General features: G+C 68.1%; 20 protein-coding genes. 2 read left to right on the top strand and 18 right to left on the bottom strand.

All coding sequences use genetic code 11. The features are described 5' to 3' along the window. Position 1: 1 nt before the first annotated feature. From hisB to BLW00_RS18535, 3 genes are read right to left on the bottom strand one after another with little or no spacing between them, the layout of a single operon-like run. A complete protein-coding gene (gene hisB / locus BLW00_RS18545; protein WP_092556961.1) occupies positions 2–607 on the bottom strand; it encodes an imidazoleglycerol-phosphate dehydratase HisB in 606 nt (201 codons plus the stop codon). Next, positions 604–1716: a histidinol-phosphate transaminase gene (locus BLW00_RS18540; RefSeq protein ID WP_092556959.1), complete on the bottom strand. Its 1113-nt coding sequence runs from the start codon at positions 1714–1716 to the stop codon at positions 604–606. The genes hisB and BLW00_RS18540 overlap by 4 nt, the downstream gene beginning before the upstream one ends. A gap of 52 nt (positions 1717–1768) precedes the next feature. Continuing rightward, positions 1769–2137 carry a LysM peptidoglycan-binding domain-containing protein gene (locus tag BLW00_RS18535; protein ID WP_092556957.1) on the bottom strand — a complete coding sequence of 123 codons (369 nt, stop codon included), beginning with the start codon at positions 2135–2137 and terminating at the stop codon, positions 1769–1771. Between the two features lie 245 nt (positions 2138–2382). Between BLW00_RS18535 and lexA the strand changes: the two genes are divergently transcribed. Beyond that, positions 2383–3057, top strand: coding sequence for a transcriptional repressor LexA (lexA, locus tag BLW00_RS18530; RefSeq protein ID WP_245741675.1), 675 nt, complete (start codon positions 2383–2385; stop codon positions 3055–3057). Between the two features lie 87 nt (positions 3058–3144). Here lexA and metE read toward each other — a convergent pair whose 3' ends face one another. From metE to hflX, 3 genes are all read right to left on the bottom strand, one after another. Next, on the bottom strand, positions 3145–5481 hold the full coding sequence (gene metE / locus BLW00_RS18525) for a 5-methyltetrahydropteroyltriglutamate--homocysteine S-methyltransferase (RefSeq protein ID WP_092556953.1): 2337 nt from the start codon (positions 5479–5481) through the stop codon (positions 3145–3147). Beyond that, complete coding sequence (locus BLW00_RS18520; protein ID WP_092557199.1) at positions 5478–6470, bottom strand: methylenetetrahydrofolate reductase; 993 nt, start codon at positions 6468–6470, stop codon at positions 5478–5480. The genes metE and BLW00_RS18520 overlap by 4 nt, the downstream gene beginning before the upstream one ends. Positions 6471–6757: 287 nt before the next feature. Continuing rightward, positions 6758–8290: a GTPase HflX gene (gene hflX / locus BLW00_RS18515; protein ID WP_092556951.1), complete on the bottom strand. Its 1533-nt coding sequence runs from the start codon at positions 8288–8290 to the stop codon at positions 6758–6760. Between the two features lie 40 nt (positions 8291–8330). On the opposite strand from hflX, the gene BLW00_RS18510 reads away from it, so the two are divergent. Next, positions 8331–8954, top strand: coding sequence for a class I SAM-dependent methyltransferase (locus BLW00_RS18510; protein WP_092556949.1), 624 nt, complete (start codon positions 8331–8333; stop codon positions 8952–8954). Here BLW00_RS18510 and dapF read toward each other — a convergent pair. The 12 genes from dapF to dapA all read right to left on the bottom strand — a co-directional run bounded on the left by dapF (position 8951) and on the right by dapA (position 22623). Then, positions 8951–9829: a diaminopimelate epimerase gene (gene dapF / locus BLW00_RS18505; protein ID WP_092556947.1), complete on the bottom strand. Its 879-nt coding sequence runs from the start codon at positions 9827–9829 to the stop codon at positions 8951–8953. The two genes, BLW00_RS18510 and dapF, sit on opposite strands and share 4 nt — an antisense overlap. A gap of 172 nt (positions 9830–10001) precedes the next feature. Further along, positions 10002–10925 (bottom strand): tRNA (adenosine(37)-N6)-dimethylallyltransferase MiaA, encoded by a 924-nt coding sequence (gene miaA, locus BLW00_RS18500; RefSeq protein WP_407650979.1) that lies wholly within the window; start codon positions 10923–10925, stop codon positions 10002–10004. Positions 10926–11238: 313 nt separating this feature from the next. Next, positions 11239–12861, bottom strand: coding sequence for a tRNA (N6-isopentenyl adenosine(37)-C2)-methylthiotransferase MiaB (gene miaB, locus BLW00_RS18495; protein ID WP_092556943.1), 1623 nt, complete (start codon positions 12859–12861; stop codon positions 11239–11241). A 41-nt stretch (positions 12862–12902) separates the two neighbouring features. Continuing rightward, the gene (locus BLW00_RS18490) at positions 12903–13709 is read right to left on the bottom strand and encodes a regulatory protein RecX (RefSeq protein WP_092556941.1); all 807 of its coding nucleotides are present in this window, start codon (positions 13707–13709) and stop codon (positions 12903–12905) included. 6 nt (positions 13710–13715) lie between these two features. Beyond that, the gene (gene recA, locus BLW00_RS18485) at positions 13716–14804 is read right to left on the bottom strand and encodes a recombinase RecA (RefSeq protein ID WP_092556939.1); all 1089 of its coding nucleotides are present in this window, start codon (positions 14802–14804) and stop codon (positions 13716–13718) included. Between the two features lie 318 nt (positions 14805–15122). Beyond that, on the bottom strand, positions 15123–15350 hold the full coding sequence (locus tag BLW00_RS18480; protein ID WP_092556937.1) for a DUF3046 domain-containing protein: 228 nt from the start codon (positions 15348–15350) through the stop codon (positions 15123–15125). Between the two features lies 1 nt (position 15351). After that, the gene (locus BLW00_RS18475) at positions 15352–15660 is read right to left on the bottom strand and encodes a helix-turn-helix domain-containing protein (protein WP_092556935.1); all 309 of its coding nucleotides are present in this window, start codon (positions 15658–15660) and stop codon (positions 15352–15354) included. Positions 15661–15804: 144 nt separating this feature from the next. After that, the gene (locus tag BLW00_RS18470; RefSeq protein WP_092557197.1) at positions 15805–16317 is read right to left on the bottom strand and encodes a CinA family protein; all 513 of its coding nucleotides are present in this window, start codon (positions 16315–16317) and stop codon (positions 15805–15807) included. Then, positions 16314–16946: a CDP-diacylglycerol--glycerol-3-phosphate 3-phosphatidyltransferase gene (gene pgsA / locus BLW00_RS18465; RefSeq protein ID WP_245741673.1), complete on the bottom strand. Its 633-nt coding sequence runs from the start codon at positions 16944–16946 to the stop codon at positions 16314–16316. Before pgsA ends, BLW00_RS18470 begins: the two co-directional genes overlap by 4 nt. Positions 16947–16951: 5 nt before the next feature. Continuing rightward, entirely contained in the window at positions 16952–19807 is a 2856-nt protein-coding gene (locus BLW00_RS18460; protein WP_092556931.1) for an FtsK/SpoIIIE family DNA translocase, read from the bottom strand. Between the two features lie 55 nt (positions 19808–19862). Further along, on the bottom strand, positions 19863–21539 hold the full coding sequence (locus BLW00_RS18455; RefSeq protein WP_092557195.1) for a ribonuclease J: 1677 nt from the start codon (positions 21537–21539) through the stop codon (positions 19863–19865). Positions 21540–21645: 106 nt separating this feature from the next. Next, positions 21646–22623, bottom strand: a complete 978-nt coding sequence (gene dapA / locus BLW00_RS18450; protein ID WP_092556929.1) for a 4-hydroxy-tetrahydrodipicolinate synthase — start codon at positions 22621–22623, stop codon at positions 21646–21648. Positions 22624–22644: the final 21 nt, after the last annotated feature.

Here is a 22644-nt window from a genome sequence, read left to right as displayed (position 1 = left end):
ATCACAGAGCCCCCTTGGTGGAGGGCACACCGCTCACCAGCGGGTCGAGGGCTTTGGCCTGGCGGAATGCCCGGGCGAAGGCCTTGAACTCGGCCTCGGCGATGTGGTGCGGATCGCGACCGCCGAGAACGGTGACGTGCACCGTGAGTCCGGCGTTGAAGGTGATGGCCTCAAAGACGTGGCGAACCATGGCGCCCGTGAAGTGGCCGCCGATGAGGTGGAATTCGAAGCCTGCAGGCTCTCCGGTGTGCACGAGATAGGGCCGGCCCGAGATGTCGACCACAGCCTGGACCAAGGCCTCGTCGAGCGGCACGAGTGCGTCGCCGAAGCGCGAGATGCCGCTCTTGTCACCGAGTGCCTGACGGATGGCCTGGCCGAGCACGATCCCGACGTCTTCGACGGTGTGGTGCACGTCGATCTCGATGTCGCCCTTCGCACGCACTGTCAGGTCGGTGAGGGAGTGCTTCGCGAACGCCGTGAGCAAGTGGTCGTAGAACGGCACCGAGGTCTGGATGTCGGAGACGCCGGTTCCGTCGAGGTCGAGCGTGAGGTCGATCGACGACTCGCTCGTCTCCCGCTGGAGGTGCGCGGTGCGGGGTTCAGTCATGGAACGATCCTACCGAGAGGCCGTTCGACGCTCTGCGCCGTCAGTTCGCGCATCGCGTCGAGGAACGCGCTGGTCTCGGCCTCCGTGCCGGCGCTCACCCGCAGGTGACCCGGGATGCTGAGGTTGCGGATGATGATGCCCCGCTCGATCAGCCGGTCGAACAGCCATTCCGGGTCGTCGACCCCGCCGAAGAGCACGAAGTTCGACGCGCTCGGCCAGGGCGAGTAGCCGAGCTCGGCCAGCCCGTCGATGATGCGGTCGCGCTGGGCCTTGATGTCATCGACCATGGCGAGCATCTCGGGGGCGTGGGCGAGCGCCGCGACGGCCGCCGCCTGGGTGAGCGCGGAGAGGTGGTAGGGCAGCCGCACGAGCCGGAGAGCGTCCGTCACGGCCGGGTCGGCTGCGAGATAGCCGAGCCGAGCACCGGCGAACGCGAAGGCCTTGCTCATGGTGCGGGAGACGATCAGGCGCGGGCGCCCTTCGAGCAGGCTCAGGGCATCCGGTTCGTCGCTCGGCGTGAACTCGGCGTATGCCTCGTCGACCACCACGATGCCGTCGGTCGCGTCGTAGGCGGCGGCGATGGTGTCGAGCCCGAGCGCGGTGCCGGTGGGGTTGTTCGGCGAGCAGAAGAACACGATGTCAGGCTTGGTGCGCTCGATCCAGTCGACCGCCGTCTCGGGCGAGATCTCGAAGCCTTCGTCGCGCTCCCCCGCGATCCAGCGGGTGCCGGTGGCCGCAGCGATGATCGAGTGCATGGAGTACGTGGGCGGAAAGCCGAGCACCGAACGGCCCGGGCCGCCGAACGCCATCAGGATCTGCTGCAGCACCTCGTTGGAGCCGTTGGCAGCCCAGATGTTCTCGCGCGTGAGCCCTGTGCCGAGGTAGCCGGCGAGGGAGTCGCGCAGGGCGGTGAACTCGCGGTCGGGATAGCGATTGACGGTGAGCAGTTCGCGGGCGATGGACTCGATGATGTCGCGCGCCACGTCTTCGGGAATGGGATGCGTGTTCTCGTTGACGTTCAGTTCCACCGGCAGGTGCAGGTGCGGAGCACCGTAGGGGCTGAGACCGCGCAGGTCGTCTCGAATGGGGAGGTCATCGAGTGAAGTCACCCGAGAAATTCTACCGGGCGAGCCCGGCAGCCTCTGCCGGCCGACCCCGGGGTCAGTCGGCCAGGTCAGCGGGAACGGCGATGCGCTGGCCCGGCTGCACCGACGACTCGTGCAGCTGGTTGAGGCTCATGATCTCGGCGATCACGTCGCGCGGATCGGCATCCGGAGCGATCGTCTCGGCGATGCCCCAGAGGCTCTGCCCGGCCTGAACCGTCAGGTAGTCGAAATCAGCCGCGCCCGTGCTGCCCGTGGCGATGGCGGAGCCTCCGCTGAACATCGCGAGCAGACCAAGCACCGTGATCACGGGAAGCGCGATCACCACGGCGAGAACCTTGCGACCGCGCGCCGTGATGCGAAGACGCGACGTCTGAGGGCGCGATTCGGGAGCGTAGGCGGTGTGGAGAGGTGCTGCGATGCTCATGATTCCTCCTGAGGGTTTCGCACCGGCGCTCGGCCGGGAGCGCCGGTGCGAAGTTATGTTCCGAATGTATATTCGAATTTCGATGTCGTCAAGTCGAAAAATCTCCGATCATCGGCGACACACTCGAATTCATGTACGTTTTCGAGCAGTTCTCGGATACAGTTTCGATCAACAGGAGAACTCAATCACCAGCCACCGACATTGAAGCGGTGAGGGCGATCAGATCGACCAGAAAGCAGGTAGACGTGGCGAACGACGCGGGCCGCACCCGGCGGCGCAAGAGCCTCAGCGACAAGCAGCTCGCCATCCTCGACGTCATCCAGCGCTCGGTGATCGCGCGCGGCTATCCGCCGAGCATGCGCGAGATCGGCGACGCCGTCGGGCTGTCGTCGCTGTCGAGCGTCACCCATCAGCTCAACCAGCTCGAGCTGAGCGGCTACCTCCGGCGCGACCCGAACCGGCCGCGCGCGATGGAGGTGCTGATCGACGTGCCGGGCGTGGATGCGAATCCATCACCGGACATCGATTCCGCTCCCCCGGTGGGCGACGCCACGCTCGTTCCCCTGGTCGGCCGCATCGCCGCGGGCATCCCGATCACCGCGGAGCAGCAGGTCGACGAGGTCTTCCCCCTCCCCCGCCAGCTCGTCGGCAACGGCGACCTCTTCATGTTGAAGGTCGTCGGCGAGTCGATGATCGACGCCGCGATCTGCGACGGCGACTGGGTGGTCATCCGTCAGCAGAACACGGCCGAGAACGGCGACATCGTGGCGGCCATGCTCGACGAGGAGGCGACCGTGAAGGTCTTCCGTCAGCGCGACGGGCACACCTGGCTGCTGCCCCGCAACAGCAACTTCGAGCCCATCCTCGGCGACTTCGCGACGGTTTTGGGCAAGGTCGTGGCAGTCCTCCGAGCTGTCTGAGCCGCCACAAGCGTTCAGAAACGCAAACGTCGCTTCATCCAACCCTCTGGGGAGCTCGGATGAAGCGACGTTTGCGTTTTCGAACAGCTACACCGACGAACCGACCCGCTCGCGCACCGCACGGGTGGCTTCGAGTACGTTCCGCAGCGACTGCACCGTCTCGTCGTAGCCGCGGGTCTTCAGACCGCAGTCGGGGTTCACCCACACCTGGCGTTCCGGGATCGACGCGAGCGCCTTCTCGAGCAGCTCGGTGACCTCGTCGACCGACGGCACGCGCGGCGAGTGGATGTCATAGACGCCCGGGCCGACCCCGTGATCGAAGCCGCTCGCCTCGATGTCGTGCACGACCTCCATCCGGGACCGCGCCGCCTCGATCGAGGTGACGTCGGCATCCAGCTTGCGGATGGCGTCGATCACCACGCCGAACTCCGAATAGCAGAGGTGCGTGTGGATCTGCGTCGCGGTCTGCACCCCCGCGGTCGCGAGCTTGAACGAGCCCACCGACCACTCGAGGTAAGCGTCCTGGTCGCGCTTCTTCAGCGGCAGGAGCTCGCGGAGAGCCGGCTCGTCGACCTGCACGATGCCGATGCCCGCGGCCTCGAGGTCGTGGATCTCGTCGCGCAGCGCGAAGGCCACCTGCCGCGCGGTCTCGCCGAGCGGCTGGTCGTCGCGCACGAACGACCACGCGAGGATCGTGACCGGTCCGGTCAGCATGCCTTTGACCGGTTTCGAGGTGAGACTCTGCGTGAACACCGACCAGTCGACCGTGATCGGCGCGGGCCGGGACACGTCACCCCACAGGATCGACGGACGCGTGCACCGGCTGCCGTAGGACTGCACCCAGCCGTTCTCGGTCACCGCGAACCCGTCGAGGTTCTCGGCGAAGTACTGCACCATGTCGTTGCGCTCGGGCTCCCCGTGCACGAGCACGTCGAGTCCGATCTCCTCCTGCAACTCGACCACGCGCCGGATCTCGTCACGCATCAGCTCGGTGTACTCCTCGGCAGAGAGCTCACCCTTCACGAAGCGGGCACGGGCACGGCGGATGTCGCCGGTCTGCGGGAACGAGCCGATGGTGGTGGTGGGCAGGAACGGCAGCCCGAGCGCCGCCTCCTGGGCCTCGAGCCGCTCGGCGTAGGCGTCGCGCTCGAAGTCGCTGCCGACGAGCGCCGCTTCACGCGCCCGCACGTCGCCATCGCGCACACCAGGGGCGGCCAGCCGGTCGGCCAGAGCTGCGGTCGCCGCCTCGAGCTCCTCTTCGATCACCACACGTCCGCCGCTGAGTCCGTGCGCCAGGGTCGCGATCTGCCGCACCTTCTGGTCGGCGAACGCCAGCCACGACTTCAGGCGCGGGTCGAGCTTCGACTCGTCTTCGACGTCGTGCGGCAGGTGGAAGAGCGAGGTCGACGACGAGACCGAGACGTTGAAGGTGAACCGCCCGAGTGCTTCGAGCTTGTCGTAGGCGGCCGCGAGGTCGCCGCGCCAGATGTTGTGGCCATCGATCACGCCGCCGACGAGCACGGTCTCGCCGAGGTGGCCGAGCGCGGGGTCGAGCGCGTCGGGGAGCGAGCCGCGCACCAGGTCGAGCCCGATCGCTTCGACCCCGGAGGCGACGAGCACCGGCAGGGCGTCGTCGAGGCTGTTGTAGGCGGAGGCCACGAAGATCGACGGGCGCTCCCCCGTGGTCAAGGTCGCGTAGGCGGTCTCGACGGCGGCCAATGTCGCCGCGCGCGGCACGTCGATGCTCTCGCTCACCAGCCCCGACTCGTCGAGCTGCACCCATTCGGCACCCGCATCGGCCAGCTTCGCCAGCAGCTCCTGGTAGACCGGGAGCAGGTCGGCCAGGCGGTCGAGCGGCTGATAGCCCTCGGGCGCGTCGTCGCTCGCCTTGCTCAGCAGCAGGAACGTGACCGGGCCGACGATGGCCGGCCGGGTGAGGTAGCCCTCGGCTTTCGCCTCGAGGAACTCGTCGAGGATGCGCTCGCTCGCGAGCGTGAACGCCGTCTCCGGTCCGATCTCCGGCACGAGGTAGTGGTAGTTGGTGTCGAACCACTTGGTCATCTCGAGCGGCGCCCGAGATCCCTCTCCGCGCGCGATCGTGAAGTAGCCTGCGAGGTCGATCCGCCCATCGGAATCGGCCAGGTCGGCGAACCGCGACGGAACGGCGCCGACCGTCACCGCCGCATCCAGAACCTGGTCGTAGTAGGAGAAGCTCTCGGGGATCGACGAGTCGCTCTGACCGAGGCCGAGCTCGACGAGTCGCGCCCTGGTGGCCGAACGAAGACCCGCCGCGGTGCTCTCGAGCTCGTCGGCGCTGATCGTTCCGGCCCAGAAGGCTTCGACGGCCTTCTTGAGTTCGCGGCGACGGCCGATGCGCGGGTAGCCGAGGATGGTGCCGGCCGGGAAGGAGGTCTGGTTGCTCATGCGTATTCCTTGATCGGTGGGGAGGGGACGAGCCCGCATTCGCGGAGGACGGCGAGTGCGGCTTGGTGCTGGTTGAAGGTGTAGAGGTGCAGCGAGGGGGCGCCACCGACGATCACCGCGCGGGCGAGGGCGGAGGCGTGGGCGACGCCGATCCGGAACCGCGCATCGTCGTCGGGGGCGGATTCGAGGGCGGAGTGCAGGTCGCCGGGCACGTCTTGCCCGGAGAGCTCGGCGATTCGTCGCAGCCGGGAGGGCGTGGTGACCGGCATGATCCCGGGCACGATCGGCATCGTGACGTCGGCGGCCCGAGCGCGCTCGACGAAGCCCAGGTAGTCGTCGGCGTGGAAGAACAACTGGGTGATCGCGAAGTCGGCGCCCGCGACCTGCTTCGCGAGCAGCGCGTCGACGTCGTGGAAACCGGCGCTCGAGCGTGGATGGCCCTTCGGGAACGCTGCGACCGACACCTCGAGCCGGCGGCGACCGTCTTTCACCCGCGAGGCCCGGGGAAGGCCAGGCACGTCTTCTTCGATGTAGGGCATCCGCTCGGCCTGAACCCGGTGGATCAGCTGCACCAGTTCACTGGCGCTGCCGAGGTCGCCGAGCTCGATCTCGTCTTCGCTGGACCCCTGCGGCGGGTCGCCGCGCAGAGCCAGAAAGCTCGAGACTCCCGCTTCGAGGAACTCGCGGATGATCGTAGTCGCCTCGGCATGCGAGGAACCGACGCAGGTCAGGTGCGCCAGCGGCCGCACCGTGGTGGTCTCGAGGATGTAGCGCAGGAGATCGATCGACGAGTCACGGCTCGATCCGTTCGCGCCATAGGTGACGGAGATGTACTCCGGATGCGCGGCGGCGAGCACCGCGACCGTCTCACGGACGGCACGCGCCGCCTGTTGGGAGCGCGGCGGGAACAGCTCGAAGGAGAACGGGACGGTGGGACAGTCGGGCTCCGAGGCGCTGGAGGAGGACGACGCGGCGGATGATGCGGACATCGGTCGGGCTCCCTCTCGCTCGAGTGCGGTGAACGCCTCGGCTGAGAAGACCGTCGCTCCGAGGCCGCACGCGACCACGGCGCTCAGGACCGGCTGCGGTCGAAGGCGCTTCGTGGGCGGATGCCGGGCTCGGCTGTCGCTCCAACTGCCACGGGTGCGGCAGCGAATGCCCCGACTCTAACAAGGGCTGCCGGGAGGCGACAGACCTGTGACCGAATGTGACGGAAAGCCCCCAGACAGCGAGAAGCCCGGGGCGTGCACAGACACGCCCCGGGCTCCCTGAGTGATCAGCGCGTGACCGCGAACTCCCCCAGCCGCTCCTCGAACTCCGGATTCACGAGGGCGCGCACGTGCGTGCCCGCCTCCTCGTACTCGGTGCTGAGGACGGTGTTCTTCTCGTGCAGCATGGTGACCACGTCACCGCGCCCGTAAGGAACGAGCAGGTCGACCTCGACGGTCGGCCGCGGCAGGATCTCGTCGATCGCCGCCAGCAGCTCCGGGATGCCCTCGCCGGTGCGGGCCGACACGAAGATCGCGTTCGGCTCGAGCCCGCGCAGCACCAGGCGGTCGTCGGGCGACACCAGGTCGCTCTTGTTGAACACCACGATCTCCGGGATGCCGCGGGCGCCCGCGTCTCCGAGCACGTCGCGCACGGTCGTGATCTGGCTGGCGGGATCGGGGTGCGATCCGTCGACCACGTGCACGACGACATCCGAATCGGCCACCTCTTCGAGAGTCGACCGGAACGCCTCGACGAGCTGATGCGGCAGCTGCCGCACGAAGCCCACCGTGTCGGCGAGCGTGTACGGCCGGCCGTCGGCGGTCGACGACTTGCGCACGGTGGCATCCAGGGTCGCGAACAGCGCGTTCTCGACCAGCACGCCCGCGCTCGTCACCCGGTTGAGCAGCGACGACTTTCCGGCGTTGGTGTAGCCGGCGATCGCCACGCTCGGCACGGCGTTGCGCTTGCGGTTGGCCCGCTTCGCATCCCGCGCCGGCTTCATGGCCACGATCTGCTTGCGCAGCTTCGCCATACGGGTGTGGATGCGACGACGGTCGAGTTCGATCTTCGTCTCACCCGGTCCGCGCGAACCCATACCGGCACCCGCGCCACCCACCTGTCCACCGGCCTGGCGAGACATCGACTCACCCCATCCGCGCAGACGCGGGAGGAGGTATTCGAGTTGCGCGAGCTCGACCTGCGCCTTGCCCTCGCGGCTCTTGGCGTGCTGACTGAAGATATCGAGGATCACGGCCGTGCGGTCGATCACCTTCACCTTCACCACGTCTTCGAGCGCGCGCCGCTGGCTCGGGGCCAGCTCGGTGTCGGCGATCACGGTGTCGGCGCCGAGCGACTGCACGATGGCGCGTAGCTCCTCCGCCTTGCCCTTGCCGAAATAGGTGCTCGGATCGGGATGCGGCCGCCGCTGCAGCAGGCCGTCGAGAACGACGGCTCCCGCGGTCTCGGCGAGAGCGGCGAGCTCGTGCAACGAGTTCTCCGCATCGCTCAGCGTGCCCTGCGAGTAGACGCCGATGATGACGACGTTCTCCAAGCGGAGCTGGCGGTACTCGACCTCCGTGACGTCTTCGAGCTCGGTGGAGAGCCCGGCCACGCGCCGGAGGGATTGACGGTCTTCGCGGTCGAACTGGTCGCCGTCGTAGCCGGAACCCGGCGCATCCGCGGTCTCGGGGCGCTGAAGTGCCTGCGCCGAACCGGTGGCGAACAGCGAATAGCCGCTCGACCGGGTCTCGGCGCTCGACAGCACGCGGGCGACGACGTCGTCGGTGGTGTCCGTGTCAACGGTTTCATGGTCTGACATTGCAGCCAAGACTAGCCTCCTTGTTTGCTAGATTCCCTCTATGGATGGCGAGCACTACTTCTCTGCGCAACCGGCGGGAGAGTTGTCCCTCCGTGAGATCGACGTCACCCTGTCGGGCGACCGCTACCGCCTCGTGACGGCATCGGGCATCTTCAGCCCGGAGCGGATCGACACCGGCACCCAGGTGCTCCTCGCGAACGTGCCCACTCCTCCGCCCGGCGGGAATCTGCTGGATCTCGGATGCGGATGGGGCCCGATCGCACTCTCACTCGCCCTGGAATCACCGCATGCGACGGTGTGGGCGGTCGACGTGAACGAGCGCGCTCTGGATCTGGTTCGTAGGAATTCTCACATCATGGGTCTCGAGAATATCAACGCCTGCCGCCCCGAGGATGTTCCCGATGGTCTCGGATTCATGACGATCTGGTCGAATCCACCCATCCGGGTGGGCAAAGAGGTGCTGCACTCGATGATGCGCTCCTGGCTTCCGCGCCTCGAAGAGGGGGCGGACGCCTGGCTCGTGGTGCAGAAGAATCTGGGCTCGGATTCGCTGCAGCGCTGGCTCGACGCGGAGTTCCCCGGCCTCACGGTGACGCGCACGGCCACCAACAAGGCGTTCCGGGTGCTGCGGGTGCGCAACCGGGGCGCGGCCGGCTCGAGCTAGATCGCCAGGTCGCCCTCGTAGACGAGTTCGGCCGGGCCCGAGAGCGCGACGTGCTCGCCGTCTTCGGTGGGGAACATCCGCACGCCCACCACGCCGCCGGGAACGGCGACGCTCCAGTTGTTCGGCGCGCCCTCGCCCGCCCAGTAGCGCGTGGCCAAGGCAGCGGCCGCAGCACCGGTGCCACAGGACAACGTCTCGCCGCTCCCGCGCTCGTGCACGCGCATCCGGATGTGCCCGACGCCGTCGCGCACGAGCGGTTCGCCCGGCACCACGAATTCGACGTTCGCGCCGTCGATGGGCGCGGGTTCGAGGTGCGGGATGAAGGTGAGGTCGGCCTCGTCGAGCTCGTCGTCGTCGGCCAGGGCCACCACGACGTGTGGGTTGCCGATGTTGATGCCGAGGCCGGGGCGGGCAACCTGCAGGTTCTTCGCCCGCACCAGCGGCTCGCCGCCGTCGAGGCGCCAGCGGCCGAGGTCGACCTGGAAGCCGAGCTTGTTCAGCTGCACGTCGCGCACGCCGCCGCGGGTGCCGATGACGAGGGTCTCGCCCGGGGCCAGCGTGGCCAGCCCGTTGTCGAGCAGGTAGCGGGTGTAGACGCGGATGCCGTTGCCGCACATCTCGGAGAGCGATCCGTCGGCATTGTAGTAGTCCATGAACCACTCGGCCGAGTCGTCTTCGGCGAGGGCCGCGGCGCCGGCCTCGAGGCTGCGTGAGCGCACGACGCGGAGGATGCCGTCGGCCCCGACGCCGAAATGCCGGTCGCAGATCGCGGCGATCTGGGTGGGGCTGAGGTCGATCTCACCGTCGGGGTCGGTGAAGAGCACGAAGTCGTTTCCGGTGCCCTGGCCCTTGGTGAAGTGGAGGTCGGCTGGCATGCCTCAAGTCTAGGGGCGCTCCGCGCGCCTCCGTCGCGAGGCCCTCTGCGCCACCCGCGGTGAACGCCGTGTGTTGTGGTGCTCGCCTCGATGCGCCGATCCGTCACTTCGTGCCGCTCTGGACGACGGATAACGGCATCAACTGACGGGTCGGTGGGCTTGCGGCAGAGGGTCAGGCGGGGGCGACGGCGGCTGCCGCGTGTGTGACCGCGCGGTCGAGGTCGGGTGGGGCGAGGGCGTCGACGTCGAGGGCATCGGGGTAGCGCTTGAACCAGCTCACCTGGCGGCGGGCGTAGCGCCGGGTGAGGGCCTGCGCCTCCGCGATCGCCTCGGCCTCCGACATCGTGCCGTCGAACTGCGCCAGAGCCTGCGCGTACCCGATCGCGCGCGCGGCCGTGGTGCCGTCGCGGAGCCCGTGAGCCGCCAGGGACGCGACCTCCTCGACCAGGCCCGCCGCCCACATCCGCTCGACCCGGGCGTCCAGTCGCGGCACCAGGCGGCTGCGTTCGACGCCAAGACGGATGATCGTGGCCGGCCGCCAGAGCACCGGCTCGTCGGGCAGAGTGCCGGCGACCGGACTGCCGGTGAGCTCGACCACCTCGAGCGCGCGCACCAGGCGCCGCCCGTTGAACTGGCCGATCGACCGTGCGGCGACCGGGTCGATCGCCTTCAGCCGCTCGTACATCACGCGCACCCCGTTCTCGCTCAGCTCGGATTCGAGCCGGGCGCGCACCTCCTCGTCGCGCGCCGGGAAGCGGAAGTCGAAGAGTACGGAAGAGACGTAGAGGCCCGACCCGCCGACCAGGATGGGGGTGCGTCCGCGGGCGAGGATGTCGTCGACAGCCGCGCGCGCATCTCGTTGGTAAGCGGCGACGGAGGCCTCATCGGTCACCTCGAGCACGTCGAGGAGGTGGTGCGGGATGCCGCGGCGGTCGGCCTCGCTCAGCTTGGCCGTGCCGATGTCCATACCCCGGTAGAGCTGCATGGCGTCGGCGTTGACGACCTCGGCCGCGCCCCCGGCCGCGGCCAGTCGCTCGGCGATCGCCAGCGACAGCTCGGATTTGCCGGTACCCGTGGCCCCGACCACCGCGACCACCTCGGCCCGCCCCGATGCAGCGTCGACACCGGCCGCAACCGACGGATCAGCGCCGACGGACCCGAAAGGTAGGGCGCCAGCGGAGGGACCAGCGACCGCGCCGGCCATGGATGCCGGAAGTGCCGGCCGGTCGCCCGCCGGAGAGTCAGTACTACGGGACGGATCGGTAGCGTTGCGGGCCGCAGACGCAGGATCGACATCCTCGTCGCCCTCGGAGGAGCCGGCGGGTGCAAACGCGATAGACGGATCGTCAGCGGGGCGGCCGACGGGCGCCCGGCGCGCGGGCGGCTCGGCAGCGGCGGGCATGCTTGCGCTACCTGCGCAGGTCGTCGGTCGAGCTGTAGATCGGGATGGTGGTGACCCGATCGGCGTCGACCGCGGGAGCCCCGACGCGAAGGCCGGGCAGACCCAGCGACACGCGACCGGGAGCGGAGCCACCCACCGCCTGGTCGCCGCCCGGGGCGGGCACGGCGCAGGAGGCCGCCTCGGCCCGGTCCCAGGCGTCGCCGGAGCGGGTGGCGCGAACGGAGAGAGGGGTGCCGTCGCTGTCGGCGATGAGGTGGAAGGGCGCCGCCTGCGTGACCGCAACGGTGACGACATCGCCGGGGCGGGGGCGTACCGACCCCTCGGGCAGTTCGAAGTGCACGAGCCGGCTGTCGCGGGCGCGGCCACTCAGCCGATGGGTCTCCGAATCTTTGCGGCCCTCGCCGTTCGCGACGACGAGCTCGACCTCGGTGCCGATGAGCTTCTGGTTCTCTTCGAAGGAGATGCGCTCCTGCAGCGCCACGAGGCGCTCATAACGCTCCTGCACCACCTCGTGCGGAACCTGGTCGGGCAGGGTGGCGGCGGGTGTGCCGGGCCGGATGGAGTACTGGAAGGTGAACGCCGACGCGAACCGCGCCTGCTCGATCACGCGCATCGTCTCGAGGAAGTCCTCCTCGGTCTCTCCCGGGAAGCCGACGATGATGTCGGTGGTGATCGCCGCGTTCGGGATCTTCTCGCGCACCCGGTCGAGAATTCCCAGGAACTTCGCCGACCGGTAGGAGCGACGCATCGCCCGCAGGATGCGATCGGACCCGGATTGCAGCGGCATGTGCAGCTGTGGCATCACCGACGGGGTCTCTGCCATCGCATCGATGACGTCGTCGGTGAACGCCGCCGGATGCGGACTGGTGAAGCGGATGCGTTCCAAGCCTTCGATCTGACCCGCGGCCCGCAGCAGCTTGCCGAAGGCGAAGCGGTCGCCGAACTCCACGCCGTAGGAGTTGACGTTCTGGCCGAGGAGCGTGACCTCGATGGCCCCGTCGTCGACCAGGGACTGGATCTCGGCGAGCACCTCACCTGGCCGCCGGTCTTTCTCCTTGCCACGCAAGGAGGGCACGATGCAGAACGTGCAGGTGTTGTTGCAACCGACCGAGATGGAGACCCACCCGCTGTAGGTGGAGTCGCGTTTGGTGGGCAGCGTCGAAGGGAAGGTCTCGAGCGATTCGAGGATCTCGATCTGCGCCTCGTCGTTGTGACGTGCACGTTCGAGCAGGCTCGGCAGCGCTCCCATGTTGTGGGTTCCGAACACGACATCGACCCACGGGGCCTTGTCGAGGATGACGTTCTTGTCTTTCTGCGCGAGGCAGCCACCGACCGCGATCTGCATGCCCTCGTGCCGTCGCTTCACCGAGGCGAGATGACCGAGATTGCCGTAGAGCTTGTTGTCGGCGTTCTCCCGAACGGCGCAGGTGTTGATGACCACCACGTCGGGCTCGACGCCGTCAGCCCGCACATAGCCGGCCGCCTCGAGCGATCCGCTCAAGCGTTCGGAGTCGTGCACGTTCATCTGACAGCCGAAGGTGCGCACCTCGTAGGTACGCGCCCGCCCCGACGCATCACGGGACGCATCCGATGGCGCGATGAGGGTGGGGGCTTCACTGACGGTGCTCATGGTTCGTCTATTCTACGAACGCTGGCCTGAAACCCTGACCGTCAGCGGAAACGCGGCCCACCCGAGCCCTTGCGCTCCGCCAACGCTCGCCGGGTGACCTCGCGCACGACCCCCGAGGTGTAACCCCGTCGGGTAAGGAAGCCGATCAGCCGACGCTCGGCCGTGGCGTCGTCGTAGGACGACAGCTGGCCCGCTCTCTTCACTGCGGCCTCCAGGGCACGATCGAACTCTTCTCCTTCGTCGAGCTGTTCGAGCGCGGCCTGCACGTAGGCTGCCGGAATCTTGCGCGCCATGAGCTCGCGGGAGATGACCGAACGGCTCTTGTGGTTGCGTTCGCTCAGTCGCTCCACCAGCGACTCCGCCAGCGCGAGATCGTCGAGGTATCCGAGCTCCTCGTAGCGCGCCACGAGCACCACTGCCTCTTCGTCGGAGGCCCCTTGCGCCATCAGCAACGCATGGGTCTCGTCGGCCGAGAGTTGACGACGCCCGAGAGCCCGGATGACGGTGTCGCTCACCCGCTCCAAGCGTTCTTCGTCGCTCACCTCCTGCACGACCGGCAGCACGGCGACCGGTGCGAGTGCCGACACGGCCGAGAGCGTCGCCGGCGAGCGAACGGATTCCGCCCGCGGCTCCGCCTGGGCGTCCGGAGTCTGAGGCCGGCGAGCCCGCCCGGCCGGATGATTCGTCGAACGCCGCCCTTCCGTGGCGCCGGGCGGCGCCGAGTACCATTCCTCGGCCGGTGCACTCTCTCCGGGCGTGACCTCGGCCTCCACCTCAGCCCCGGACTGGGGCGCCGCGACGCGACCGCGCCCACGACGCACCGAGTCCAGGCTGATGATGTCGTTCATCGGAGACTAGGCACCCTTCCGGGCCGCGATCTTCGGCTGAATCGGATCGACTGTGGCAGCACCGGCCGTCGCGGCGGAGGCGATCGCTGCCGCACCGGCCTCGCCGATGCCGAGCTTGGCGAGGATCTTGTTCTCGATCTCGAGCGCGATGTCGGGGTTCTCGATCAGGAAGCGACGCGAGTTCTCCTTGCCCTGGCCGAGTTGATCGCCGTCGTAGGTGTACCAGGCGCCGGACTTGCGCACGATCTCGTGCTCGACGCCGAAGTCGATCAGGCTGCCCTCGCGGGAGATGCCGACGCCGTAGAGGATGTCGAACTCGGCCTGCTTGAACGGCGGCGCCATCTTGTTCTTCACGACCTTGACGCGGGTGCGGTTACCGACAGCCTCGGTGCCCTCCTTGAGGGTCTCGATGCGACGGATGTCGAGCCGCACCGACGCGTAGAACTTCAGCGCCTTGCCGCCGGCCGTGGTCTCGGGGCTGCCGAAGAAGACGCCGATCTTCTCGCGCAGCTGGTTGATGAAGATCATCGTGGTGTTGGTCTGGCTGAGACCACCCGTGAGCTTACGGAGCGCCTGCGACATGAGGCGTGCCTGCAGACCCACGTGCGAGTCGCCCATCTCGCCCTCGATCTCGGCGCGGGGCACGAGCGCCGCGACGGAGTCGATGACGATCAGGTCGATCGAGCCTGAGCGCACCAGCATGTCGGCGATCTCGAGCGCCTGCTCCCCTGTGTCGGGCTGCGAGACCAGGAGCGCGTCGATGTCGACGCCGAGCTTCTTCGCATATTCGGGGTCGAGCGCGTGCTCGGCGTCGATGAACGCGGCGATGCCTCCCGCGCGCTGTGCATTGGCGATGGCGTGCAAGGTCAAGGTGGTCTTACCCGACGACTCCGGACCGTAGATCTCCACGATGCGCCCGCGCGGCAGCCCTCCGATGCCGAGCGCGACATCCAGCGCGATCGATCCGGTCGGAACGACCTCGACAGGGGCGCGTTCGTCGCTGCCGAGCCGCATGACCGATCCCTTGCCGAACTGACGGTCGATCTGGGCGAGTGCGGTTTCGAGGGCCTTCTCACGATTTGCGTCTGACGGCATTTCGGTCTCCTTCTGATCGGTGTGCGGCCTCTTCGGCTGCGTCGGTGTGCCCACAGGCTGTCGTGTGCGTCCGAAGGTTTCCGGATGGCAACGACAAGGCGTTACGAGGATTTCGTCGAACGAGGACCACGGTACGGATACCGTCCGACATTCAGTCGACCGGCATCCGATCTGTGGAGAACTTCTCGGAATCTCCCGATGTGCAGAACACTACCCGCTTCCGAACATATCTTCGAGACAATCGCGGCGTGTCACGCCCGATCTTCGAATGACCCCGGGCACAGAAGAAGGCCCCCGGACGCATCCGGGGCCTTCGAATCAGCTTCTGGGTTGAGCGGGCAATCCCGCTCCGTGCCAGCGCGACGGCGGAACATCCGCCGCCCGGCAGACCGCGAGCCACACCTCTCGCGGGGAGATACCTGCCTTCAACGCTTGCTGTGGGGTTCGATCACCGAGATCGACGAGCACGAGATCGTTGGTCACGACCTGGCCGTAGGCGACACCGAACTCGTCGACGATCGCTTGCCGGAATTCGCTGAGGCGCAACCTACCGGACCACGAGGTCGGCGTCGAAGTCGGCGACGAACTCGTCGGGAATCGTGTCGGGGATCGGGTCGATGCCCTCGACGATGGCGAGACGATCGCCCACCTCGCGCATGATGACGGAGATCGGGGTATCGAGTGCCTCCGCGACCGAGGCGAGGATCTCGCTCGAGGCCTCTTTCTGACCTCGCTCGACCTCGCTCAGGTAGCCGAGCGCGACGCTCGCCTTACTTGCCACTTGACGAAGGGTGCGGCCCTTCTGCAGGCGGAAGTCCCGAAGCACGTCGCCGATTTCCTGACGAACTAGAATCACTGGACCCTCCTTGCGTTCCCGTCACGGTCAATTTCGAGTGGCACCTGAACCGGCCTCTCGGCTGTGGTTCGTAGCAGAAACTCTAAACGACTGGGACTGGACATATCTTGTGAATGACATCAGATGTAACGAGATCGAAACGCGTCACATTCCCGAGCCCGTGCTTGACAGGGATTCTTCCAGGAAAGCGAGGGCTTCGCGCACGACGGCGGCCCGGACGGTGTTGCGGTCACCGTCGAGGTGAAGAGCGAAGCTCCGCACCGAGCCGCCGACGGCGACGCCGACGAATGCGGTGCCCGGCGGATGCCCGTCCTGCGCATCTGGCCCGGCGACGCCCGTCGTGGAGATCCCGATCTCGGGTTCGACCCCGTCGAGCGCGAGCGCCGTGCGCACGCCCACAGCCATCTGCCGCGCCACATCGGGATGGACGGGACCGTACGCGGCGAGCACCTCGGCATCGACGCCGAGCACGCTGTGCTTGATGGCGGTGTCGTAGGCCACCACTCCCCCGCGGAGCACGACGGATGCGCCGGGAACCGCCACGAAGGCGGCCGTCAGCAGGCCGCCGGTGAGCGACTCTGCGACCGCGAGGGTGACGTGACGCGCCGTCAGCGCGGCGACGATGCGCTCGGCCCGCGCATCCGGTTCGTCGCTCATCCTGCTGCCGGGGGCGCCGCAGACGCGGGCGGTGCGGGCGGCGGCGTGCGGTTCAGCCGCCACGCCTGCACGAGGTAGTCGATGCCGGTGACCACGGTGAGGATCAACGCCAGCGCCATGAAGACGGCGTTGACCCAGTTCACCCAGTCGCCGAGGAGGCTCGGGAAGGGCAGCAGAGCGAGCGAGATGGCGATGGACTGCACCAGCGTCTTCAGCTTGCCGCCCCGCGAGGCCGGGATCACCCGATCCGACAGCTGCACGAAGCGCCAGACCGTGATGCCGACCTCGCGCACCAGGATGACGATGGTGACCCACCAGGGCAACTCCGCCAAGATCGAGAGGCCCACCAGTGCGGCGCCGGTGAGCACCTTGTCGGCGATCGGATCGAGCAGCTTGCCGAGATCGGTGACGAGATTGCGGCTGCGGGCGATGTGCCCGTCGATGCCGTCGGTGGCGATGGCCAGGATGAACAGCACCGCGGCCGCCCAGCGCAGCCATCCGTCCTGCCCGTCGTCGACGAGCAACATGATGAAGAAGACGGGCGCGAGCAGGATGCGGATGACCGTGATCGCGTTCGGCAGGTTCCAGTTGCTCGGCTTGGATTGCGCCTGCGTGCCGTCGTTCGCCACCGCGATCACTCCCTGCCGGTCAACCCCCAGGCATCCTCGTCTGAGTCGCCCTCCACCTCAGGGTACTGGTCGAGCGAGGCCGACGGATACGGGGTGTGACCCGACGCGACACCGGCGCTCGACGAGGCGGGCAGGGCGGCCGGCGCAGCGGGCACGGAGCCGCCACCCGTCTCGCCGCGCAGCATCGCCAGCACCTCGGGCAGCTGCTCCGCCGTGACCAGCACGTCGCGGGCCTTCGACCCCTCGGAGGGGCCGACGATCTCGCGCGACTCGAGCAGATCCATCAGGCGGCCCGCCTTCGCGAAGCCGACCTTGAGCTTGCGCTGGAGCATCGAGGTCGATCCGAACTGCGTGTTCACCACGAGCTCCGCCGCCTGCAGCAGCACTTCGAGGTCGTCGCCGATATCGGAGTCGATGTTCTTCTTCTCGGCCGCCGACACCGCGACGTCGTCGCGGTACTCCGGTCGGGCCTGGCGGGTGACGTGCTCGACGACCTTGGCGATCTCGGCCTCGCTCACCCAGGCGCCCTGCACGCGAATCGACTTCGACGAGCCCATCGGCAGGAACAGGGCGTCGCCCTGACCGATCAGCTTGTCGGCGCCCGGCTGGTCGAGGATGACGCGCGAGTCGGTGACGCTCGTCACCGCGAAGGCGAGGCGGGAGGGCACGTTTGCCTTGATGAGGCCGGTCACCACGTCGACGCTCGGACGCTGGGTGGCGAGCACCAGGTGGATGCCGGAGGCGCGCGCGAGCTGGGTGATCCGCACGATCGAGTCCTCGACGTCGCGCGGGGCCACCATCATCAGGTCGGCGAGCTCGTCGACCACCACGAGGAGGTAGGGGTAGGGCTTCAACACGCGCTGCGAGGCCGGGGGGAGCTGGATCTCGTCGTTGACGACGGCGCGGTTGAAGTCGTCGATGTGCCGGAACCCGAAGCTCTCCAGGTCGTCGTAGCGCATGTCCATCTCCTTCACGACCCAGGAGAGCGCCTCAGCGGCCTTCTTCGGGTTCGTGATGATGGGGGTGATGAGGTGCGGCACGCCCTGGTAGGCGGTGAGTTCGACCCGCTTCGGGTCGATCAGCACCATGCGCACCTCGCTCGGCTTCGCCCGCATGAGGATCGACGTGACCATCGAGTTGACGAAGCTCGACTTGCCCGAACCGGTCGAGCCGGCCACGAGCAGGTGCGGCATCTTCGCGAGGTTGGCGAGCACGAACTTGCCCTCGACGTCTTTGCCGACGCCGATGGTCATCGGATGCGTGTCGTTCATGGCCTTGGACGATCGCAGCACGTCGCCGAGCACCACCGTCTCGCGGTCGGTGTTCGGGATCTCGATGCCGATCGCGCTGCGACCCGGGATCGGCGAGAGGATGCGCACCTCGTTGGAGGCGACCGCGTAGGCGAGGTTCTTGCTGAGCGCGGTGACCCGCTCGACCTTGACGCCCTGGCCCAGCTCGATCTCGTAGCGCGTGACGGTCGGGCCGCGGGAGAATCCGGTGACCGCCGCATCGACCGAGAACTGCTTCAGCACGTCGGTGATGGCCCGCACGATCTCGTCGTTGGCTTCCGATCGCGCCTTCGCCGGGCCGCCCGCCACGAGATTGGCCGCCGAAGGGAGACGGTAGTTCGCGGCATCCCGTTCCCGTGCGGCGGCGAGGGTGAACGCGTCGTCGGCCGCGGCCGTCTCGTCGACCGGAGTGGTGGGCAGGGGGGTGCCGGAGAAGGCGGGGAGCGCCTCGGTACCGTCGTCGTCGAGCAGGCCCGTGGCCGATGGCCGGCCCGGCAGGATCTCGCCGGTGATGCGCTTGATGGCGAGTTCGGCCGCCTCCATGTCGTCGAGCAGACCGTTGCCGAAGCTCTCGGTGGTGACGATGTCGGCGGCGCGCTCGAAGGCGCCGTTGTCTTCGGGGGGCGCGGTGCGGTCGACGACTCGCGGGGCCATGAGCGGGGCGTCGAACTCGGGGTCGATCTCGCGCTGGTTCTTGTTGCGGCGCCACCAGGGCAGGGCATCGCCGTCTTTGTCGTCGGTGCGATCGGCGTCGAAGTCGAGCATCTCGTCGATGGAGCCGGTGGCGGTCTTCTTCGACCGACCCTTGGCATCCTTGGCCTCGGCCGGCTGCTCGGGTTCCGGAGCCGGGGCGCCGAACAAGTAGGCGTAGAGCTCGCGGATGCGCCGGCCGAGCTTGTTCGGGGGCGTCTTCGTGATGATGAAGAGTGACAGCGCCGCGAACACCACCATCACGACGGTGGCCCCGATCGGCGTGATCAGCGCCACGAGCGGCGCAGCCACGATCCAGCCGAGCACGCCCCCTGCCACGGCGAGTCCGTCGATGCCGGCCGCGGGGTCGGGGGTGCCGCCGAAGATGTGGCAGAGGCCCGAGACCGAGACGAGGAAGACGGCCAGACCGATGCCGATGCGGCCGTTGTCGTTGACCGAGCTCGGATGCCGGAACAGCCAGAGCGCGAGCAGAAGGAAGATGACGGGGAGCGCGTAGGAGACGCGGCCGAACAGGCCACCGAAGGTCCAGGCGCTGAGCGAGCCGGCCACGGCGTTCGACGCGAGGAACCACTCCACCAGCGCGCCGGCGACGGCGAGCAGGAAGATCAGAAAGGGGAAGCCGTCGCGCCGCTCCTCTTTCTCGAGCTTCTCGGGCCCGAAGGCTCGTGCCGCGCCACCCACCACGTGGGCCAGCCCCAGCCAGGCGCGCGTTACGACGCCCGGGCCCTCGTGCTCGGTGACGGCGGGGTACTTGACGGTCTTCTGGGTGGCGGTGCGAGACGGCGTGGCACGCCCCTTCGCCGCCGACCCGCGCGCCGGAGTGGCCCGCGATCGGGGCGTGGACTTGCTACTCGTGGCCATGCTTTCACGCTACCTGCGCGGCGCGCGGAGGCCGTGATGCCGCGCCGGGTTCCCCCTACGCCTCGATGACGAGGGGCACGATCATCGGCCGGCGGCGGTAGCTCGTGTTCACCCAGCGGCCGACCGTGCGGCGCACGACCTGCTGCAGGGCGTAGGGCTCGCGCACGCCGTTCTGGGCCGCCTCCGTGAGGGCCGCACTGATCTTCGGCTTGACCGCGTCGAACACCCGCTCGTCTTCCGCGAATCCCTTCGCGTGGATCTCCGGCCCCACCACGATGCGCCCGGTCTGGGCCTCCACCACGACGATGATCGAGATGAAACCCTCTTCGCCGAGGATCCGGCGGTCTTTGAGGTCGGCATCCGTGATCTCGCCGACGGTCGATCCGTCGACGTAGACGTAACCGAGGTCGTGCTGGCCGACCACGGTGGCGACACCGTTCTTCAGGTCGATGACGGTGCCGTCTTCGGCGATGAAGGTGTTCGCGGCCGGCACACCGGTCTCGATGGCGAGCTTCTGGTTGGCCACCAGGTGACGGTATTCGCCGTGCACCGGCAGCACGTTCTTCGGCTTCAGGATGTTGTAGCAGTAGAGCAGCTCCCCCGCGGCCGCGTGGCCCGAGACGTGCACCTTCGCGTTGCCCTTGTGGATGACGTTCGCACCCAGCTTCGTGAGCCCGTTGATCACCCGGTAGACCGCGTTCTCGTTGCCCGGGATGAGGCTCGAGGCGAGGATGACGGTGTCGCCCTCGCCCACCTCGATCTGGTGCTCGAGGTTCGCCATCCGCGACAGCACGGCCATCGGCTCGCCCTGCGACCCGGTGGACATGTAGACGATCTTGTCGTCGGGGATGTCGCCGGCCTTCTTGAAGTCGACCAGGACACCCTCGGGCACCCGGAGGTAACCGAGATCGGCCGCGATGGTCATGTTGCGCACCATCGAGCGCCCGAGCAGCGCCACCCGGCGGCCGTGCGCGTGGGCGGCATCCAGCACCTGCTGCACGCGGTGCACGTGACTCGAGAAGCTCGCCACGATGACGCGGCGGGGCGCTCGTTCGATGATCGACTCGAGCACCGGCCCGATGTCGCGTTCGAGCGGGGTGAATCCGGGCACGTCGGCGTTCGTCGAGTCGACGAGGAAGAGGTCGACACCCGCTTCACCCAGGCGAGCGAAGGCGCGCAGGTCGGTGAGCCGGTCGTCGAGCGGCAGCTGGTCCATCTTGAAGTCGCCGGTGTGCAGCACCACGCCCGCGGGGGTCTTGATGGCCACGGCCAGCGCATCCGGGATCGAGTGGTTCACGGCCACGAACTCGCACTCGAAGGGGCCGAGGTTCTCGACCTGACCCTCGGTGACGTCGAAGGTGTACGGCGTGATGCGATGCTCCTTGAGCTTCGCCTCGACCAGCGCCAGGGTGAGTGCCGATCCGATGAGCGGGATGTCTTCGCGCAGCTTCAGCAGGTAGGGCACGGCGCCGATGTGGTCTTCGTGGCCGTGCGTGAGCACGATGCCCACCACATCCTGCAGCCGGTCGCGCACGATGCTGAAGTCGGGCAGGATCAGGTCGACGCCGGGCTGGTTCTCCTCGGGGAAGAGCACCCCGCAGTCGACGATGAGCAGCTTGCCCTCGTATTCGAACACGGTCATGTTGCGACCGATCTCGCCGAGCCCGCCCACGGGAGTGACTCGGAGTGTTCCGGCCTGGAGCGCCGGCGGTTCTGCTATCGGGCTTTGCATGGGCCCTCCTCGGTTGTCGTGCATGCGGTTGTCGTGCATGGTCTGCGGTCCGCCTATGCGGCCGCGGGGGCTTCTGCGGGGGCCGATCGGGGCGGCCTCGGTCTTCTCAGCGAGTGGTGCCCGCCACTTTCGGCAGGGCGCCACCGGCGGCGGCGTTGCGATCGGGGCGGAAGTTCTTGAAATCGAGACCCGGGATGTCGCGCACGAGGTCGATCTCGCTCTCGATCTGCGCGGCCTCCCACTCCTCCGGGCCCACCAGGGGCAGCCGCACGCGCGGGCTGCCGATGCGGCCGAGCCCGTGCAGGATGTACTTCGCGGCGACAGTGCCGGGAACGTGGGTCATGATCGCGCGCACCAGCGGCTCGAGCGACTTGTGCGCCGCCGTCGCGGTGGCCAGATCGCCCGCGTTGACCGCGTCGACGATCACCCGGTAGGGCGCCGGCGCGACGTTCGCGGTGACGCCGATGAGACCCACCGCACCGATCGCGAGGTGCGGGAGCACGTTCGCGTCGTCGCCCGAGAAGTAGAGCAGGTCGGTCTGGTTGAGCACCCGGCTGACCTCGCTGAAGTCACCCTTGGCGTCTTTGACGGCGAGGATGTTCGGATGCTTGGCGAGCCGCAGCATCGTGTCGTACTTGATGGGCACGCCGGTACGGCCCGGGATGTCGTAGAGGATGACGGGCAGATCGGTCGCATCCGCGATCATCCGGAAGTGCGTGAGGATGCCGGCCTGGGTGGGCTTGTTGTAATAGGGCGTGACGACGAGGTTGCCGTCGGCCCCCGCCTTCTCGCTCTGGCGAGCGAGCTGCATGGCGTGCGCGGTCTCGTTCGACCCGCCGCCCGTGATGATCTTGGCGCGGCCGGCCCCGACATCCTTACCCACCTCGACCAGACGGATCTTCTCCGGGTCGGTGAGGGTGGAGGTCTCGCCGGTGGTGCCGGTGACGACGATGCCGTCGGCACCGCCCGCGATCAGCTCGTCGATGAGCTTCTCTACCCCGGGCCAATCGACTTCGCCGTCGGCCGTGAAAGGGGTGACCATGGCGACCAGGACCTGGCCGAATGGGTTCGTAACGTTAGACACGGTTACAGGCTATCGCCTCTC

The organism is Herbiconiux ginsengi (genome assembly GCF_900107435.1).
Classification (GTDB): domain Bacteria; phylum Actinomycetota; class Actinomycetes; order Actinomycetales; family Microbacteriaceae; genus Herbiconiux; species Herbiconiux ginsengi.
The sequence above is the reverse complement of the archived record's forward strand: the minus strand, read 5'-3'. Positions and strand labels throughout refer to the sequence as shown.